Below are 18,332 nucleotides of genomic sequence, written 5' to 3' on the forward strand. Positions count from 1 at the left end.
CCACGAATTCGTTGCAGCAATCACCCGATTGCCGACGAAGAATTATCCGCAGCTCTCCTGCGACCAGTCCGCGGTCGCGTTGCTGCCGTCCGCGCGCACCACTTTGACCTGCAGGCAAAGGGGTTGCGGGCCCTCGACGTCCACCTGCGGTTCCTTCGCGACGCCGGTGCGGGTGTCGTCGGAAGTGCGCCAGGAGAACGTGTCCGTCGCTTGCTGAGCCGAATAATTCCAAGTGAAACGGACAGTTTTCGCGTCCAGTCTCGTCGCGGTGATCGCGGGCCTGCCGGGCGGTGCGTTGTCCGCGCCCGCGTTCTGGCCGGAACCGTCGTCGGCGACCGTGCTCACGGCCGGTCCGTTGCCCTGCTTTTCCTGACCGGACAACAGGAACACGCCCACGCCCACGATCGCGGCTGTCGCCAGCGCGCCCGCCGCGTAGTGGGGCCAGCGCAGGCGGACCGGCTGATCGGGCTGCTTCAGCGGCGGTTGGTGGATCGCCGGAGGCGGCGGAGTTTCCTTGCGCACCACGGTGTGTGGCGCCGAGCTCGCCGGAAGCGGCGAAGTTTCCCTCCGCACCAAAGTATGTGGCGCCGAGCTCGCCGGAAGCGGAGACGTGAACATCTTGCGTTGCGTCGGCGGCGCGACCGGCGGTGGGGGCGGCACGAACGCGGGAGCGGCGGCGGGCGCCGGTTGTCTGCGGGGCGCCAAGGCGGGCATCAGCACGAGCGCGGTCTCGCCGTACCGTTGCGCCTTCTGGATTCGTTGCAGGCCGAGGGCCAGCTTCAGCGCCGACAGCGGCCGTTCCTCCGGCTCGGTCGCCATGGCGCCCAACAGCAATCGCCGCAGGTCCTCCGGCGCGGGCAGCCCGGACGGCAGCCAGCCGGACACGATCCGCCGGTCGACGGCCTCGATCGAGTTGTCGACGCCGGGCGGCATGAACGGCGAGTGCCCGACGATCAGGTGCCACAACGTGGCCCCGAGCGAGAACACCTCCGTCAGGACGGCGTTCTTCTCCTTGGCAGCGCCGGTGAGCAGCTCCGGCGCCGACCACGGCACGGACAACATCACCTGGCGTTCCGCGTCGTTCTCGGCGAAGCGGCCGGCGATGCCGAAGTCGGTGAGACACGGCTTGCCGTACTCGTTCATGAGCACGTTCGCCGGTTTGATGTCGCGGTGCAGGATCCGGCGTTCGTGCGCAGTCTCGACCGCGCACGCGATCTGCACGCCGATGTCGAGCACGTCGCCGACCGGCAACGGCGCCGCGGCCGAGAGCTTCGCGAGATCGCCGCCGGGGCAGTACTCCATCACCAGGAACGGGCGCCCGTCGGCCGCGGTGTCCGTGTCGTAGACCGTGGCGACGTTCTGGTGGTTGCCCAGTTCCGCCATCGACTCGCCCTCGGCGATGAACCGCTCCCGCACGTCGTCGGACAGGCCGGTCGCCTTGGGCACCTTCACCGCGACGTCGCGCTTGAGCTTGTGGTGGTAGTAGCGGTACACCATCGCGAAACCGCCGCCGCCGATGTCGCCGCGGTACTCGAAGTGCGGGATGGCCGGGGGTCCCAGGGTCATCCGCTCACCTCGAAGACGAAGAAGAACTGGTCGCCGAGCGTCACGCGGGTGCCGGGGTAGAGGATCTCGTCGATGTGCGGGGCGAGCTTCTCCGGCGGGCAACCCGGCCGCGAGATGCTGGTGCCGTTCATCGAACCGAGGTCGCGCACCAGCACGTCCCAGTTCGCCGGCCGGATCTCCACATGGGTCCGGGAGATCTCCGTGTCGTTCTCCCTGCCGACCTGCACGAGGTTCACGCCGCCGCGGTCACCGCTGGGATCGCGGCCCATCACGACGTTGCGGTCGAGCGAGATCGTGTCCCCGTTGGACAGTCGCAGCAACCCGAGCACCGGCACGGGCAGCATCGCGGCGACCTGCTCCGGCAGCGGAACCTCGCACACCCGGCAGTACACGGCGTAGTCCGAGCTGAGGTGACCGGCCGGGCACTTCTTCGCCCGCACCAGGTCCTTCCTGCCTTGCAACAGCTGGGTGTCGTTGGGGGACAACATGGTCGTGCGCAGCACGGTCTCCGTCACGGGTTGCCGGACCGGTTGCGCGGGCGTGGGCGCCGGCGCCGGGGTGTTCTGGGGTGCCCAGTCGAACGACTGGATCACGCCGGTGACCTGGGTGATCTGCGGTGGCGCCGGTGGTGGCGAGGGTTGCTCACGCACGACGGTCAGCTCGACCGCTTCTTCCTGCTGCACAACGGGCTGCTCGACCGGCGCGGACACGGGTACCGGCTGCGGCACCGGAACCGATTGCGGTACCGGCTGCGGCACCGGAACCGACTGCGGCGCAGCGTCGGACACGGCGACCAGGAGCTCGTTCGCGAGCACCACTCCAGCGCGCACGGGCAGCCCCGGCCCACTCGCACCGGCCACCACACGAAGCCGGGCGACATCGTCGAGGTTGCGATCGACCCACGTCCCCACGCCCGCCGCGGTGATCTCCTCGACGGCGCCGGCCGCGTTCATGACCTGCAGCCGTGCCTCACCTCGCACCACCGCGCGGTTCGCGGTCAGCAGCGCGAAGCCGCTCACCGCGCGAAAACCCTCGAGGACGATCGCGGCGAGCACCTCGTCCAGCGGTTCGTCGGACCGCACCAACTCCCAGCAACGGCGCACGAGTGCGGACTCGGGCGTCACGGCCAGCAGGAGCCACGTGCGCTCCCCCACGACCGCGACCCACGTGCCCGGCACGTACTCGACCTCGGTCATCGCGGGCTCCGAGGTGCCGTGTCACAGCTGGACGTCTCCACCACGACGAGGTGGTCGACCACGAGCGCGGTCACGTTGTCCCGCGCCTGAGCCGCCACCGCGCGTTCCACCAGCACGGCGGCCGCGTCCTTCGCGTCGGCGTGCTGCCGGAGGACCTCTTCGATCTCGTCGTCGGCAAGCTCGTTCGTCAGCCCGTCGGTGCAGATCACGAACCGTTCGCCGACGCGCGGCGGGAACAACCACAGGTCGGGATCGCCGATGCCCACCTTGCCGAGCACGCGGGTGACGACGTTGCGGCGCGGGTAGTTCCTGGCCTCGGCCGCGGTCAGCAGCCCGGCCGTGACGAGTTCCTGCGCCTCGGAGTGGTCGACGGTGAGCTGCGTCAGCCCCGCGCCGTCGAACCGGTAGACCCGCGAGTCACCGACGTTGAACACGACCCAGTGCGGCCGGTCGGACAGCGTGACGAGCGCGATCCCCGCGACCGTCGTCATGCCACCGTGGTCGGCCTCCTCCAGCGTCCTGCCCGCGGCGGACAGCGTGGCACGCACGTCCTCCGGCCCTGGCACGTCCTGCTGGTCCAGGTCCCGCAGGCACGCGACGAGCAGCGCGCTCGCGACCTCACCGGCCGCGTGCCCGCCCACGCCGTCGGCGACCGCGAAGATCTGCCTGCCCGCGATCGCGCTGTCCTCGTTGACTTCCCGCACCACACCGGGATGCGTGGCGACGCCCGCCAGCACCGCGCTCACCGCACCACCTCCGCTCCGCCGTTCGGACCTCTCATCGCTCGGCGTTCACGAAGCGTTATGCGGAATCAGGGACAAAAAGTGACCACGAAAAAACGGAAACGTCTGGGCCGCGAGCAGCGATGCACTCACCACGTGACGGGCAGCGACCTCAGTCCGTAGACGATCTTGTCGGCGGTGTAGACGAGGTCCTCTTCGGCGACGGCGAGCCGCAGGCCCGGCATGCGGCGGAACAGCGTCTCGAGCGCGATCCGCAGCTCGACGCGGGCCAGCGCCTGGCCGAGGCACAGGTGCGTGCCGTGGCCGAACGCCATGTGCCGCTTGGCATCGCGCGTCACGTCGAGCTCGCACGCGTCGGTGCCGAACTGCTCCTCGTCGCGGTTCGCGGTGGAGATCATGCAGATCAGGCCCTCCCCCGCGCGGACGAGGACGCCGCCGATCTCGACGTCCTCCGTGGCCGCCCGGCCGAGACCGGTGTGGACGAGGGTGAGGTAGCGCAGGAGTTCCTCGACGGCGGCCTCCGGGCCGGCCTGAAAGCGCGCGAGCTGCTCCGGGTTGGCGAGCAGCGCGCGCACGGCCATGGCGGTCTGGTTGGCCGTGGTCTCGTGGCCGGTGACCAGGAGCATGAAGCCCATCGACGCGACCTCGGCGGGGCTCAGGTCGTCGCGCTCGACGAGCCTGCTCAGGATGTCGTCACCGGGCTCGGCCCGCTTGCGTTCGGCGAGGCCCGCCAGGTACGTCATCAGCTCGACGTGCGTCGCCGTGGCCTGCTCGTCGCTGATCGTGTTGTCCAGCAACGTCGCGCTGAGGCCCTGGAAGTAGCCGTGGTCGGCGAACGGCACGCCGAGCATCAGGCAGATCACCAGCGACGGGATCGGCTGGGCGAAGTCGCCCACCAGGTCGGCGGGCGCGCCGCGGTCGATCATCCCGTCGACGGCGTCGTCGACGATCCGCTGGATGTCGGGGCGCATCGCCTCGACGCGCTTCACCAGGAAGTCCCGGCTGACCATCTTGCGCAGCCGGGCGTGCTCCGGGTCGTCCATCCTGATGAAGCTCGGCTTCGCGGTGGCCAGTTTCCGTTGCGTGGGCGAGAGGAACGGGAAACCCGGCGTGCGGGCGTCCGCGCTGAACCGCTGGTCGGCGAGGACCGTCCGCACCTCGTGGTAGCCGGTCACCAGCCAGCACGGCGACCCGTCCGGCAGCACCGCCCTGGTGATCGCTCCCGCTTCGGCGGCACGCTCGTAGGCCGGCGGCGGGTCGAACGGGCAACTGCCGTAGGTGCCCGGCAACGTGGTGGCGAGTGCGGTCGTCACGATGACGTTTCCTTTGCTTGCAACGGGGTTCGCAGGGCGCGCAGGGTCATGCCGACCGTCACGCACTGGCCGACGACCATCAGCAGTTCGATGATCTGGGGTTCGTCGAGCAACGCCGAGAGGCGGTGCCAGCTGTCGTCGGACAGGTCCGCCCGATCGACCAGCTCGTCCACCGCCGTCAGCACGGTGTGGTCCTCGGCAGACCACGGATGAGTGCCGGGAGCGCTGATGGCCGCGATCTCGGCCTGGCTCAGGCCTTTCTCACGAGCGTGCTGCTCGTGCCTGGCCCAGACGAACGCGGAGCCGTGGCGGTGCGAAGTGCGCAGAACCACCAGCTCCCGCGTCCTTGCGGGTAGTAGCCCGTTGTGCGTCAGCAGTTTCGCGAGCCCGAGCCATGCGTAGGCCAGCTGCGGATGGTGTGCGAGCGTGCCGAACAGGTTCTCCCGGCCCGAGCCGTCCGCGCTGGAGTTCTCCAGCACGGCCTGAAGTGGTTGGGGCCACTGCGATTGCGGCACGGGCGCCAGGCGCGCGTTCACCATTCGCACACCATCACACCGACGCTGGCCCCGCTGGCGTACCCGAACAGGCCGACGAGGTCACCGCTCTTGAGCCGGCCGGTCTCCAGCGCCGTGGCCAGTTGCAGGGGGATGGTGTTCGTGGCGACGTTGCCGTGCGCGGCGAAGGTCGGGATGATCTGGTTCGCCGTCACCCCTGCCCACTCGCAGGCGAGCCTGGTGAACGCCACCGAGGGCTGGTGTACACAGGCGAAGTCGAGATCGCCCGGCTTGACGCCGATCTCCGTCATGGCCTGCCCGATGCGGTCCGCCATGCCGTCGAACGACGCCACCAGCTTCGCCGAGTCGATCCGCAGGTGCCCCATGACGCGGTTGTTCGCGTACGGGTTGGGCAACGTGGCCGCCTCCCAGCCCCACGAGTTCGCGAAGAACCGGGACCCGAGAATCCCAGGCCGTTCCCTGGCCTCCACCAGCACCGCGGAGCCCATGTCGCCGGTGCTCAGACTCGGCAACGCGACCAGCACGTCCTTCGGGTTCTCCAGCGTGCGGCGGGTTTCCCGCGTGCTCACCTCGGCCGACACGACGAGCACCCGCCGGTACTGCCCGGCGCGGATGAACGCGTCGGCGACCTCGATTCCGTTGAGGACACCGTTGCACGCGTTCTTGAGGTCGAAGACCGGTGCGCTCAGGCCGAGCTTCTCGGCGACCACGTGCGCGGTGGCCGGTTCCTCCATGTCGGCGAGAATTCCGGTGTAGATCAGCAGATCGACGTCGGCCGGGGCCGTGCCGTGCTGCTCCAGCACCGTCCGCGCGGCGCGGACCGCGAGGTCGGACGGCTGGTCCTCCGCATCGGCCACGGTGCGTTCGAGCAGGCCGTACATGTGGTGCAGCACGCCTCGGGACATCGAGATTCCGGGGTTGTCCGCCCGGAACCGGTCCTCGGCGTCGGACACCGTCTGCCTACCGGCCGGGATGTGGACGGCGGCGTGCGCGATCGCGCTGTACATAGCTCTTCCAGGGATTTCGCAGGATCAGATGGCGTGGAAGACGAGGACGACGTTGTGCCCGCCGAAGCCGAACGAGTGGCTCGCGGCCGCCTGGATCCTTTGTGGACGCTCGGCGCCGGTGACGCAGTCGATGCCGAACTCCGGCGCGACGAGGTTGGCGATCGGCGGCGCGACACCGTCGCGGATGCTCAGCACGGTGAGCGCGGCCTCGATCGCCCCGGCCGCACCGAGGGTGTGCCCGAGCACGCCCTTGGCGGAGGTGACGCTCGGGCCGTGCGGCAGGACCCGTTCGATGACGGAGGCCTCGGCCGCGTCGTTCTTCGGCGTCGACGTGCCGTGCGCGTTGACGTGGTCGACGTCGGACGCGGTGAGACCCGCATCTGCCAGTGCCGCACGCAATGCGGCCTCGGCGCCTCTGCCGTCGGGATCGGGAGCCGTGGGGTGGAAGGCGTCCGAGGTCATCCCGGTGCCGCCGAGCACCGCGTGCCCGCGACGACCCCGCGCTTGGGCGTCCTCCGCCCGTTCCAGCACGAGCACCGCGGCACCTTCGGCGATGACGAACCCGTCGCGGTCCGCGGCGAACGGCCGGGACGCGGCGGACGGCTCGTCCACCCTGCGGGACAACGCACCCAGCTGGTGGAAGCCGGTCGTGATCACCGGCGTGACGGCGGTGTCCGTGCCGCCCGCGATGGCGATGTCGCACGTGCCGGACCGCAACAGGTCCCTGGCCACCGCGATCGCCGTGGCACCGGAAGCACAGGCCGTCTCCGTCGCGAGCGACGGTCCGCGCGCACCGAGGTCGAGCGACACCTCGCCCGCCGCCATGTTGGAGATGAGCTGCGGCACCAGCATCGCGGAAACCCTTTCCGGGCCTGCCTGATGCAGCCGGAGGGTCTGTTCTTCGAGGTGCGAGACCCCGGCGAGCCCGGACCCGATGACGACGGCGACCCTGGCACCGTCCCAGGTCGCGGGGTCGAGACCGGCGTCGGCGACGGCTTCGCGCGCGGCCACGACGGCCAGTTGCGCGAACCTCGGCATGCGCCAGGACTTGCGGCCGATCCGCGGCGCCGGGTCGGCGGAATCCGGTACCCGGCAGGAGAAGTCGACCGGCATGCCCTTCAGCTGGGTGTCGGTCGCGGCGGTGGAGACACCGGCGCGCACCCCGGCCCAGGTCGCCGGACACCCGTCCCCGGCCGGGGTGATCATCCCCAGGCCGGTGACGGCGATCGAGGGAGAACCCGTTGTCACAGCGCAGGTGCCGCGTCGAGCCTGGCGTCGATCGTGGCCGTGAGCTCGGCCACCGTCGTGTCCTTGGTGGCCTCGTGCTCCTCGATCTTCACGCCGAGCTGGTCCTGCAGCGTGAGCGAGAGCTCCGCCAGCGCCAGCGAGTCGATGTCGAGGTCGTCGAGGGTCGACTCGGGGGTGATGTCCTGGGCCGGCACGTGGAACTTGTCCGTCAGCATCGTGATCAGGGCAGCGTTCGAGGACATGGTGGAACTCCCGCGTTCAGCAGTGGGGGATGTCTTGACCGCTTGGCGGCCACGGTGCGGGAGCGTACATACGTGATCTTGGTCCAGGCCCCTGGGGCGAACGGGGTCCCCAAGCCTTCTGATACGCACCCGTTCCGGATTCCCTGCACCTCAAAGAGTCATCGCCGGAGCGACTGTCCCATGTGGACTGAACGCGGGTCGAACGGAATTAAACGACCTCGGGCCACACGAGGGTGGCCGACCCCCAGGTGAACCCGCCGCCGAACGCGGTGAGCAGCACCTTCTCTCCCGCGTGGATCTCGTCGCGGGCCACGGCGTCGGCCAGCGCGAGCGGGATGGAGGCGGCACCGGTGTTGCCGACGCGACTGATGTTGCCGAGGACCTTCTCGTCCGAAATGGACAGTCGCTGGCCCACCAGGGAAAGGATCCTGGCGTTGGCCTGATGGGCGACGACGCGGTCGATTTCCGACGTGGTCCAGCCCACGTTCTTCAGTGCGGCAAGGGAAGATTCAGTCATTCGAGTGACGGCGTGCTGGAAGACCTCGCGCCCGCTCATCCGGAAATGGCAGTCCTCGGACCCGTACCGTCCCGGCTCCGCCCGTCCGCGCGCACCTCCGCCGGGCACGGTGATGAGGTCATGGCCCGCACCGTCGCTGCCGAGGTCGAACCCCAGCACCTCGCCCGGCTCACCGGACTCGCCCGCGCGCAGGATCACCGCACCGGCCCCGTCCCCGAACACCACACCGGCACCGCGGTCGTCCGGCGAGATCAGCGTCGAGTAGACGTCCGCCGCCACCAGCAACACCCGCCGCGCGATACCGCCCGCGATCATCCCGCTGGCCGTGGCCAGCCCGTACACGAAGCCGGTGCAGACCGCGGACACGTCAAAGGCCGCCACCCCGCCCAGCCCCAGCCGCGTGGCCAGCACCGGAGCCATCCCGGGCATCGGGTGGTCCGGCGTCGACGTGGCCACCACCACGGCGTCCACGTCACCGGCAGGACTCTTCGCCAGCACCGCCTGCGCCGCGGCCAGCGCGAGATCGCCCGTCGACGTGCCCTCGTCGACCCAGTGCCGCGTACCGATCCCCGTCCGGCGGCGAACCCAGACATCGTTCGTGTCCCAGTGCGCCGGAAGGTCCTCATTGGACACGACCCGTGGCGGCACGATTCCGGCCACGGCCTCCAGCACCGGTACCGGGCGATGCGTGTGCTCACTCACCGTGCGTCCTCTTTCTCACAGCCTCAAAGGGGGATGAGATTGAACGTACAGGGCGGAAGCGCGGCGTCGTTTCCCATCTACGAGACGGAGTTGTTCCGTTGAAAGGATTTCAGCTTTCCTGGACCGGTCCAGGCAGACCGCGGGGGCGGGGGTGAACCCGCCCCCTGCAGGCCTCAGACGTGGGCCACCGCGACGTCGACGATCCACGTGACGCCGAACCGGTCGGCCAGCATCCCGAAGGCGGGCGCCCACTGCGCTGGGCCGAACTCCTCGATCACCGTGGCGCCCTCGGCGAGCCCTGCCCAGACCGGGGCGACCTCGTCGACGGTCTCGCCGCGCACGGACAGGAAGAAGGGCTCCTCGGTGACCGTGGTGCCGTTCACCCGGCGCGTGGTGGGCTCGCCGGGCGCGACCGGCTCGCCGGATCCGGGCACGTCGTAGGCCATGACGCGGAAGCCGTTCTCGGCGACGACCTCGCCGAACACCACGTTCTTGGCGCCGGGCACCTCGGCGGGCATGCCGAAGTCGGCGTACGTGATGACGGTGATCTGGCCGCCGAACACCGAGCGGTAGAACTCCAGCGCCTCCCTGGCCTGGCCGCGGAAGTTCAGGTGGGTAACTGCGTTGAGTGACATGAGAGGGACTCTGTCAGGAGTAGCGGACAGGGAACGTCCGCTACTTGTGCGAGGCTGAACGCATGCCGATCGCCGCCTCGACCACCACGTCCGGTCGCCTGCTGTCGTTGCTGTCCATGCTGCAGGTCCGCCGCGACTGGCCGGGCGGTCTGCTGGCGGAGCGCCTGGGTGTGAGCGAACGCACGGTCCGCCGCGACGTCGACCGGCTGCGTGAGCTCGGTTACCTCGTGCACGCCGTGAAGGGCCCCGACGGCGGGTACCGCCTCGAAGCGGGCAGTCAGGTGCCGCCCCTGCTGTTCGACGAGGACCAGGCCGTCGCGCTCGCCGTGGCGCTGCGGATCGCCGTCGGCACCGGCGCGGGCATCGAGGAGGCCGCCGCACGGGCGCTGGCCACCGTCCGCCAGGTCCTGCCGTCCCGCCTGCGGCAGCGCATCGACGCGCTGGAGATCGAACCGGCCGGGCGCGGCCCCCAGGTGGACACCGAACTGCTGCTCGCGCTGAGCACCGCCGTCCGGGCCTGCGAGGAGCTGCGGTTCGACTACGCCGCTCCTGGCCGCCCGAGCACCCCTGGACCGCCGCGCCGGGTCCAGCCCCACCACCTCGTGGTCCGGGCGGGCCGCTGGTACCTGGTCGGGTGGAGTCCGGAACGCGAGGACTGGCGGACGTACCGCGCCGACCGCATGACGCTCCGCACCCCCAACGGGCCGCGCTTCCGGCCGCGCGAGGTGCCGGGAGGCGACGTCGCCGAGTTCCTGTCCGCCCGGTTCAAGGGCTCCGACACCAACACCTGGCCCTGCCGCGGCGAGGTGATCCTCGACCTGCCGCTGGCCGACGTGGCCCCGTTCGCGGGCGGCGACACGGCCGAGGAGGCCGGCACCCGGACCAGGCTGCTGACCGGCGCGTGGTCGTGGGCCGCGCTCGCCGCGAAGCTGGCCCGGTTCGACGCGGACGTCGAGGTGATCGGCCCGCCCGCCCTGCGTGACGCGTTCGCGGACCTGTCCCGCCGCGCCGCCAGGGCCGCGGTCAGCCCTTGACGTCCACGGTGACCTCGGACAGCGGCGTGCTGGTGCAGGCGAGCACCCGTCCGGCGGCTTTCTGTTCCGCGGTCAGGCAGTTGGGCTCCTGCTGTGAGACCCTGCCGCCCAGCAGCTTCACCACGCACTCGCCGCAACTGCCGACGGTGCATGAGTACGGCATCGGCAGACCGGCCGCGAGTCCCGCGTCGAGCAGGGTCTGGCCGGGCTCGACCACCGCGGCACCCACGGGTTGCCCGCCGTCCTCGACCCGCATCCGTTGCGGCGCATCGGAAACAACGGCCGCCGACGGTCCGCTGGCGTACCGCTCGGCGAGGACGTGCTCGTCAGGAACGCTCAGTTCGGTCAGCGCCTGCCGGACGGTGTCCATCAGCGCTTCCGGGCCACAGAGGTAGAACCTGGCCTTGGGCAACGCAAGAGCGGTGACCCACTCCCGCACGCCGGCAGCGTCCAGACGTCCTTCCCGGGACGTCAGCACGTGCGTCACCGAGAGACGGCCGGGATGTTGCTCTCCCAGCGTGGCCAGCTCGGCGTGGAAGATGGTCTCCTCGACATCGCGATTGCTGTACAGGAACGCGATTCGCCCCGTGCCGGGTGTGCTGAGGAGCGTGCGGATCATGCTCATCATCGGCGTCACACCGCTGCCCGCCGCGATCAGCACCACGCCGGCACTGGAGTCCTCGGGCAGGTGGAACGCACCCGACGGGCCGCGCACGAACAACCGGTCGCCGACCGCGAGGCCGTGGACGTGGGTCGAGAACCTCCCGACCTGCTTGACCGTGACCTCCAACCGGGACGAGCCGGGCGCCGACGACGCCGAGTAGGGCCTGCGCACCCGACGGCCGTCGATGTCGGCCACCAGCGTGAAGAACTGGCCGGGCCTGAAGTCGAACGGCTTCCCGTCCTCCAGCACCACCGTGACCGCGCTCGGCGTCTCGCGGCGCACCTCGACGACTCGCACCCCCCGCAACGGGTCCTCTGCGGCGGCACGGGGCCGGAGGCTCGCGATCTCGTAACCCTCCTTGCGCAGGCCCGAGCGGTAGGCCAGGTTCATGACCGCCCGCAGCCACTTCTCCGGGATCAGTCGCATGATCCGGAGCGTTCTGCTGCCGGTGTTGGCGGCCAGATGGCGGCCCGCCAGCGCCATGAGGTCCGGCACGTCGCGGTCGACGTCCGCGGTCCACAACCGGGCCCGCGCCACGGCGTCGCTCACGACCAACTCGGCGGATTCGACGTCGACGAGTATCGCGGCGTGCGGCGGCGTTCCGTGCAGCGCCAACGGTTCCAGGTGCACGGGATCGACGGTGATCCTTCCCCGGCCGCGGACCTGCAGCACCCCGGTCCGTCCCGGGACCAGCGCGGCGAACGAGAGCCGTTCGTCCTGCAGCAGGTTGTGCAACGAGTCGGCGCGCTTGTTGCCCTTGCGGTCCGCCAGCAGAAGCGTGCGGCCGTCCACGATCCGCACGACCGATCCCTTGTCACCGCGCGGACTGGTGTCACTCCCACCCGACGAGTCCCATGTGGACAGCACCAGGAACGGTGCGGCCACGAGGAAGTCCGCGACACCGGCCTGCGCGAGCGGACCGTCGGCGATCTCAGGCGCCGATCCTGCCGGTGCGGGCGGTTGCCACAGCCCGGACCGCAGGACGGCCTGAGCGCAGTGCACGTACACCTCCTCGACGTCGAAGATCGCTTCGGCACCACCACGCGCGACCCCGTTGACCCGCAACGTCTCCCCCACGCCCGGCAGCAGGAAGACCAGCGACGCCGGCCCGTCGGCGACGGATCCGTCCACCGGAAAGGAGATCCGCGTCGGCGACTGCACCCGCGCGAAACCAGGCCTGCCGCCGACGACCGTCGTGGTCACGCCCTCCGCGTCCCGGTACCCGAAGCCCGCGACGGGACTGCGGGACAGCACCTCCACACATCCCTCGTCGAGTGCCTTGAGCTGCTTCAACATGATCAGCGACGCGGGCCGCCCGACCACCGACTCGACCTCGTCCACCGTCGTGAGCAGATGACCGTCTTCCAGCTTGTTTTCCCAGCTCATACCACTATTATGAGCTTTTGCTCATGTCTTGAATACTCGCTTTTGCCGCCCCGTTCAGGAGACCGCCATGCCGTCGGCGAACCGCGACATCGACCCACGTCGGAAGCCACGGCAGGTCCGGGCGGAACTCACCAGGGACCGCATCCTCACCGCGGCTGCTCACGTTTTCGCCGAGCACGGCTACGCCGCGGGCACCACCAACCGCATCGCCGAACGGGCCCGCGTCTCGATCGGTTCGCTGTACCAGTACTTCCCCAACAAGGACGCGATCCTGGCCGAACTGCTGGTGCGCCACGTCGACCGCGGCACGTGGACGGGAACCGAACAGTTCGGCCTGGCACCGGGAACGCTGGAACCGGTCGTGCGGGCCCTGGTCCGCGACGCGATCGACAACCACCGCGACGACCCCCAGCTGCTCCGGATCATGGTGGAGGAAGGCCAGTTCTCGCAGGAGCTGCGCGACACGATCACCCGCCACGGCGCCCAGCGCGTCGCCCAGGTCCGCGACCTGTTCGCCCGCCACCCCGACGTGCGGGTGCACGACCTGGACACCGCGGTCGACCTCATCGTGTTCACCGTGGAGCTCAACACCCACCGGTTCGCCGCGTCCCCGCAGACGACCCCGGTCGAGACGTTCGAGAACGAGCTCGTGCACATGGTCACCCGCTACCTGCGCGGCGACTAGCGGTCACTTCTTCAGCCTGCGGCTCCCGGCGTGCCAGTCCTCGACCTTCCCGGTCTCCTGCGTCGTGACGCCGAACGACGGCAGTTGCGGCTGCTCGCGCAGGCTGCGCTTGAGCTCGGCGAAGCCGGGGAACCGGGCGAGGCCGACGACGTGGTCCCACAGCTGCGCGGCCTGCTGCTCGTCGGGCATCCGGCTGATCACCGGTCCGAAGAACGCGACGCCGTGCGGCGGTTCGAAGTGGATGATCGGCGTGCCCACGTCCTTGCCCGTCAACGACAACGCCTCGTCGGACTCGGCCTGGATCTCGGCGTCGCGGTCCGTGTCGTCGAGAGCGTCGGCGAGCGAGGCCGGCAGACCGGCCTCGGTGAGCGCGGCGGCGGCGAGAGCGGGAGTGCCCTGCCAGCCGGGGGTTCGCGCCTCGTCGGGACCGGTTTCGAGGATCCGGGCGCCGAACGCGGCGTAGAGCGGGCCGACCGCCTCGCGGCCGTGCTTCTCCCGCACGGCCGACGCCACCCGCAGCAGCCGCAGGCCCGCCGTGTGCTGGGCCTCGTACTCCGCGGGGAAGTGGCTGTCGTAGTCGAGGTGCGAGTTGATCAGGCGCAGTGAGATGAACCGCCAGTCGACGGTGTAGCCGCGCTGCGCCTGGACGAGCCTGACCCACTTGCTCGTCATCCACGCGAACGGGCAGATCGGGTCGAAGTAGAAGTTGACGTCAGCGTTGCCGCTCATGAGCTTTCTCCTGTCGTCAGTGCGGCGCCGAGTTCGGCGATGAGGTCGGACGGCTCCTCGATGCCCACTGACAGTCGCACGAGTCCGTCCGTGATGCCGAGCGCCTCGAGTTCGTCCGGCGGCAGGGATCGGTGTGTGGTCGTGGCGGGGTGGACGAGCGTCGTCGCGACGTCGGCGAGGCTTCCGGACAGCGGGATCGACGGCCTGAGGCGGCGGATGAGCTCGTCCACGGCCGGACGGCCGCCCGCGAGTTCGAAGGAGAGCATGCCGCCGGTGCCGTCGGGGTAGAGCCGCGCGGCGGTGCCGGTGTGCGGGTGGTCGGGTCGCGATGGGTGGTGCACGCGCGTGACCGCCGGATGCGTCGCGAGGAACTCGGCGACGGCCGTCGCGCCACGGGTGTGCGCCCGCATCCGGAGCGGCAGCGTCTTCAGGCCGAGCAGGGCCATCCAGGCGTCGAACGGGGCCTGCGTCGCGCCCAGGTGGACGACGGACTGCCGGATCCGGCTGATCAGGTCGGTGGAACCCGCGACGATGCCGCCCATCGCCGCCGAGTGACCGCCCAGGTACTTGGGGATGCTGTGCCACACGAGGTCTGCGCCGTGCTCGAGCGGCCGGAACAGGGCGGGCGTGGCGAACGTGGCGTCGACGGCGACGGTGGTTCCGGTGCGCCCGGCGAGCGCCACCAGCGCGGGCAGGTCGGGGACCCGCAGCGTCGGGTTGGTCAGGGCCTCGACGAGCAGGAGACGGGTCTGCGGGGTGAGGGCGCGGCCGACCTCGTCGAGATCCGCGGCGTCCACGAAGGTCGTCCGGATGCCGAGCCGGGGGAGGTCGGTTTCGAGCAGGCTCCTGGTGCCGCCGTAGGCGTTGCGGTCGGCGACGACGTGATCGCCCGCCTCGGCCAGTGCGAGCACCGTGGCGGTGAGCGCGGCCATGCCGGACGCCGTGGTGACCGCCTCGGCCGCGCCCTCCAGGTCCGCCACCGCCCGTTCCAGTACGTGTCCGTTGTAGTGGCCGAAGCGGTAGTAGGCGTTCCCGCCGTCCTCGCCGTCGAGAACTCGGTGCAGCGAAGCCAGATCCGGGTAGCTGTGCACCGTCGTCTGGTGCAGCGCGGGGACCAGCGGCCCGCTTTCGCCGTGGACGCCTGCTCGTGCGGCACGGGTCGTCAGATGGGAGCGATCGCTCATCGTCACCGTCCAGTCAGTTGAAGCGGGAGTAGACCGGTTCCGTCCAGCCGGCGGGGAAGGCGTTCTCGGTCCAGACCGCCTCGGCGATCCGGAACACCGTCTCGTGTCCGTTGGCCGGCCCGCTCTCGTCGCCCGCGGACCAGCGCACCTCCGCGGTCCCCGTGAGCTGGAGGGTCGCGCCGGACCGCCAGTCGGGGAAGAGCAGGCCCGCCAAGGGGTTCAGGCCGAGGTTGCCGGCGGTCATCATCATCGCGTTGCCCACGTAGTCCGGCCAGGTCAGCTCAGTGGGCGAGACGACCTTCACGAACCCCGGGTTGCCGCCGCGGTGTGAGACGTCGGCACCACCGGCGGCCGCGGTCGCGATGAAGAACGTGTCGGCGGACGACACCAGGACCGACTGGGCCGTGTCGAGTGCCTCGCTCCACCGTGCCACGGGGTGAAAACCGTCGGGCTCCTCCGTCATCACGCGGGCCTGGATGTACTTGGGGCAGTTGCCGAACGCCTGGTGCACGTCGATCTCACCGCCCCCGTCCACGGGCCGCCACCGGCCGTTGATCCGCAACCTCTTGCGCATCACCAGGTCGATGGCGAGCGTGCCCACGTCCGCCTCGTCCCGCAGGACGCCGGCCAGCGGGTCGGTCGGCACGACGGTCGCGTTGGCGCGCAACGTGTGCGAGTCGAGCGCGGACAGAAACCCTTCAGGGCCTGCCAGATTCGTGGCCCACGGCCGTCCGTCGCGGTCCTGGGCACCCAGCACCAGCATCTGCTGGCGCGTCAGGAAGTCGAACGCTCCGCGCGGGATGGCGTCCGAGATGATCGGCCGGACCCTCGCCGCCAGCTCGGAGGTTCCGGCCACCCGTTGCGCTTCGAGCTCGCCGGGGTGGAAGGCGAGCCGGTCGACGAGGTTCGTCACGGCGTCAGAAGGTCAGGACCTGGTAGCCGGACCGCACCAGTTCCCCGATGCTGCCGACACCGTTGGTACCGGGTGCCTGGTTCTGGCTGACCTGCTTGATGCCCTCGGCCTCCACGCCCTCGGTCGCACCGAAGACGACCGCGCAGCCGCCGGACGCCACCGTCGCGACCTGCTTCTTCACCGCCGTGTACAGCTCGTGCGCGGGGTGCGCCGCGTCCGCCAGCACGGCCGGCCAGCGGGTGCCCGCGCCCTGGAAGAGCACCAGGGCCTCGCCGCCCTGCGCGAACTCCCACGCGGCGGCGAGCGCGTTGAAGACGCGGCCCAGTGCCTCCTCGGTGCCGGTCGACGGGTCGGACAGCACCACAACGGCGGTCTTGCTGCTCATGAACTTGCTCCTCGCGGCTCGGAAGGCCAACGCGAACCATAGTTACCGAACGATCGGTAAACTTCAAGGTGACCACGCCCACTGGTCGCCCGGCTTCACTTCCAGAGTTTTTGACCGTACGTTCGGTAATTCAAATCGAGGCACTGCTACTCAGGAGGAATCGGGATGGACGTCACCATCTCCGCGCGGACAGCGGTGGCCGCGGACGTGATCGCGCTGACCCTCGTGGCGCCCGACGGGCAGGACCTGCCGCCCTGGCGACCGGGCGCCCACGTCGACGCGACCCTCCCGACCGGGCTCACGCGCCAGTACTCGCTGTGCGGCGACCCCGCGGACCGGTCCCGCTGGCGCATCGCGGTCCTGCGCGAACGCACGTCGCGAGGCGGTTCGGCGTGGCTCCACTCCCCGGCGGCAGAGGGCGCCACAGTGACGGTAGGCACCCCTCGAAACCTCTTCGAACTCGTCCCCGCTGACGGCTACGTCTTCATCGCGGGCGGGGTGGGCATCACGCCGATCCTGCCGATGATCGCCGAGGCGGACCGGTCCGGCGTGCCCTGGACCCTCTGGTACAGCGGCAGAAGCGGATCCATGTCCTTTGTGGATGATCTGGCCGGGTACGGCGACCGCGTCCACCTCGTCCCCGGCGGCCGCGTTCCGATCACCGAAGTGCTCGGGACGCCCACCAGCGGAACGGCCGTGTACTGCTGCGGCCCCGAGCCGATGATCGAGGCGGTGCGAGAAGCCTGCGGCGCCTGGGAACCCGGCACGCTGCACGTCGAGCGGTTCGTCGCGGAAAGCCTGCCGACCGACGGAACCATGGGCTTCGACGTGCACTGCGCACGGTCCGAAGTGGACGTCAGGGTCGAGGACGGGGTCTCGGTGCTCGACGCCCTGCTGGAGGCGGGTGTCGAGGCGGACTACTCGTGCACGCAGGGTTTCTGCGGCACCTGCGAGACACGCGTGCTGGAAGGAACCCCGGACCACCGCGACGACTACCTCGACCACGAGAAGTCGCCGGACACGATGATGATCTGCGTCTCGCGGTCCCGGTGCCCGAGACTGGTGCTCGACCTCTAGTTCTCCAGGTCAGGCAACAGGAGGGACGGCATGAGCGCGATGTTCTCGGCGAACGCCTCGTGGTCCCCCATCACCCGCCCCAGCACCAAGGCCCCCTCGATGCGCAGGAAAGCGTCCTTGGCGGCGTGCACCGCGTCGTCAGGCTTGCGCCCGGCCCGTTGCGACGCCTCGGCCATCACGTCGATCCACGTCCGCGCGAGCGACCGCGCCTGCTCCCGGATCTTCTCCGGCGCCCCGGCCAGCGTCATCGTGTCGAGCACGCAGGACAACGCCCCGGCACCGTAGAAGTCGGCGAGCCTGCCCGCCGTCTCCCCCATCCCCCTGGCGACGTCCTCGTCCTCCCGCATCGGCTGCAGGATCCACAGGAACCGCTGCCCGACCTCGTTCAGGACGGCCTCCGCCATCTCCTCCTTGCCGTTGGGAAACCGGTGGTAGAGGCTCGCCCGCCGCAGCCCGGAGGCCGTCGACAGGTCGCCGATGGAGGTCCCGTCGAACCCCTTCTCGCGGAACACCGCCATGAGGAGGTCGATCAGGTCGGCTTCGCCGATCAGAGGAGGTCGTGCCATCCCTCCACATTACCGAACCTTCGGT

General features: G+C 70.2%; 19 protein-coding genes. 3 read left to right on the forward strand and 16 right to left on the reverse strand.

All coding sequences use genetic code 11. The features are described 5' to 3' along the window. Window positions 1-42 precede the first annotated feature (42 nt). The 10 genes from ACH413_RS11550 to ACH413_RS11595 form a co-directional block, all read right to left on the reverse strand. A complete protein-coding gene (locus tag ACH413_RS11550; RefSeq protein WP_360031011.1) occupies window positions 43-1,566 on the reverse strand; it encodes a serine/threonine-protein kinase in 1,524 nt (507 codons plus the stop codon). Beyond that, entirely contained in the window at window positions 1,563-2,762 is a 1,200-nt protein-coding gene (locus ACH413_RS11555; RefSeq protein WP_360031013.1) for an FHA domain-containing protein, read from the reverse strand. The genes ACH413_RS11550 and ACH413_RS11555 overlap by 4 nt, the downstream gene beginning before the upstream one ends. Next, window positions 2,759-3,508, reverse strand: coding sequence for a protein phosphatase 2C domain-containing protein (locus ACH413_RS11560; protein WP_360031015.1), 750 nt, complete (start codon window positions 3,506-3,508; stop codon window positions 2,759-2,761). Before ACH413_RS11560 ends, ACH413_RS11555 begins: the two co-directional genes overlap by 4 nt. 125 nt (window positions 3,509-3,633) lie before the next feature. Then, window positions 3,634-4,818, reverse strand: coding sequence for a cytochrome P450 (locus ACH413_RS11565; protein ID WP_360031017.1), 1,185 nt, complete (start codon window positions 4,816-4,818; stop codon window positions 3,634-3,636). Beyond that, a complete protein-coding gene (locus ACH413_RS11570; protein ID WP_360031019.1) occupies window positions 4,815-5,357 on the reverse strand; it encodes a carboxymuconolactone decarboxylase family protein in 543 nt (180 codons plus the stop codon). Before ACH413_RS11570 ends, ACH413_RS11565 begins: the two co-directional genes overlap by 4 nt. After that, a complete protein-coding gene (locus ACH413_RS11575; protein WP_360031021.1) occupies window positions 5,351-6,340 on the reverse strand; it encodes a 3-oxoacyl-[acyl-carrier-protein] synthase III C-terminal domain-containing protein in 990 nt (329 codons plus the stop codon). The genes ACH413_RS11570 and ACH413_RS11575 overlap by 7 nt, the downstream gene beginning before the upstream one ends. 24 nt (window positions 6,341-6,364) lie before the next feature. Next, window positions 6,365-7,588 carry a beta-ketoacyl-[acyl-carrier-protein] synthase family protein gene (locus tag ACH413_RS11580; RefSeq protein ID WP_360031023.1) on the reverse strand — a complete coding sequence of 408 codons (1,224 nt, stop codon included), beginning with the start codon at window positions 7,586-7,588 and terminating at the stop codon, window positions 6,365-6,367. Then, on the reverse strand, window positions 7,585-7,830 hold the full coding sequence (locus ACH413_RS11585) for an acyl carrier protein (RefSeq protein WP_360031024.1): 246 nt from the start codon (window positions 7,828-7,830) through the stop codon (window positions 7,585-7,587). The genes ACH413_RS11580 and ACH413_RS11585 overlap by 4 nt, the downstream gene beginning before the upstream one ends. A 208-nt stretch (window positions 7,831-8,038) precedes the next feature. Beyond that, window positions 8,039-9,049, reverse strand: coding sequence for a beta-ketoacyl-ACP synthase III (locus ACH413_RS11590; RefSeq protein WP_360031026.1), 1,011 nt, complete (start codon window positions 9,047-9,049; stop codon window positions 8,039-8,041). Window positions 9,050-9,222: 173 nt separating this feature from the next. Further along, on the reverse strand, window positions 9,223-9,684 hold the full coding sequence (locus ACH413_RS11595; RefSeq protein WP_360031028.1) for a VOC family protein: 462 nt from the start codon (window positions 9,682-9,684) through the stop codon (window positions 9,223-9,225). Between the two features lie 62 nt (window positions 9,685-9,746). On the opposite strand from ACH413_RS11595, the gene ACH413_RS11600 reads away from it, so the two are divergent. Next, window positions 9,747-10,718, forward strand: a complete 972-nt coding sequence (locus tag ACH413_RS11600; protein ID WP_360031030.1) for a WYL domain-containing protein — start codon at window positions 9,747-9,749, stop codon at window positions 10,716-10,718. On the opposite strand, the gene ACH413_RS11605 is transcribed toward ACH413_RS11600, so the two are convergent. Continuing rightward, window positions 10,708-12,768: a 2Fe-2S iron-sulfur cluster-binding protein gene (locus ACH413_RS11605; protein WP_360031032.1), complete on the reverse strand. Its 2,061-nt coding sequence runs from the start codon at window positions 12,766-12,768 to the stop codon at window positions 10,708-10,710. The genes ACH413_RS11600 and ACH413_RS11605 overlap by 11 nt on opposite strands. A 67-nt stretch (window positions 12,769-12,835) precedes the next feature. Here ACH413_RS11605 and ACH413_RS11610 point away from each other — a divergent pair, with 67 nt between their 5' ends. After that, window positions 12,836-13,453, forward strand: a complete 618-nt coding sequence (locus ACH413_RS11610) for a TetR/AcrR family transcriptional regulator (protein WP_360031034.1) — start codon at window positions 12,836-12,838, stop codon at window positions 13,451-13,453. 3 nt (window positions 13,454-13,456) lie between these two features. Here ACH413_RS11610 and ACH413_RS11615 read toward each other — a convergent pair whose 3' ends face one another. Genes ACH413_RS11615 through ACH413_RS11630 form a run of 4 tightly spaced genes read right to left on the reverse strand, consistent with a single transcriptional unit; the run spans window position 13,457 to window position 16,664 of the window. After that, window positions 13,457-14,182, reverse strand: coding sequence for a DsbA family protein (locus ACH413_RS11615; protein WP_360031036.1), 726 nt, complete (start codon window positions 14,180-14,182; stop codon window positions 13,457-13,459). Next, window positions 14,179-15,366, reverse strand: coding sequence for an aminotransferase class I/II-fold pyridoxal phosphate-dependent enzyme (locus ACH413_RS11620; protein ID WP_360031038.1), 1,188 nt, complete (start codon window positions 15,364-15,366; stop codon window positions 14,179-14,181). Before ACH413_RS11620 ends, ACH413_RS11615 begins: the two co-directional genes overlap by 4 nt. Window positions 15,367-15,379: 13 nt before the next feature. Further along, a complete protein-coding gene (locus ACH413_RS11625) occupies window positions 15,380-16,279 on the reverse strand; it encodes a pyridoxamine 5'-phosphate oxidase family protein (RefSeq protein ID WP_360031040.1) in 900 nt (299 codons plus the stop codon). A 4-nt stretch (window positions 16,280-16,283) separates the two neighbouring features. After that, window positions 16,284-16,664 (reverse strand): hypothetical protein, encoded by a 381-nt coding sequence (locus tag ACH413_RS11630; RefSeq protein ID WP_360031042.1) that lies wholly within the window; start codon window positions 16,662-16,664, stop codon window positions 16,284-16,286. A 165-nt stretch (window positions 16,665-16,829) separates the two neighbouring features. Here ACH413_RS11630 and ACH413_RS11635 point away from each other — a divergent pair, with 165 nt between their 5' ends. Beyond that, window positions 16,830-17,741, forward strand: a complete 912-nt coding sequence (locus ACH413_RS11635; protein ID WP_360031044.1) for a PDR/VanB family oxidoreductase — start codon at window positions 16,830-16,832, stop codon at window positions 17,739-17,741. Here ACH413_RS11635 and ACH413_RS11640 read toward each other — a convergent pair. Continuing rightward, window positions 17,738-18,307: a helix-turn-helix domain-containing protein gene (locus ACH413_RS11640; protein WP_360031046.1), complete on the reverse strand. Its 570-nt coding sequence runs from the start codon at window positions 18,305-18,307 to the stop codon at window positions 17,738-17,740. The two genes, ACH413_RS11635 and ACH413_RS11640, sit on opposite strands and share 4 nt — an antisense overlap. Window positions 18,308-18,332 lie beyond the last annotated feature (25 nt).

The sequence above is a fragment of the Lentzea sp. NPDC020367 genome, assembly GCF_044387305.1.
Lineage (GTDB): Bacteria > Actinomycetota > Actinomycetes > Mycobacteriales > Pseudonocardiaceae > Lentzea.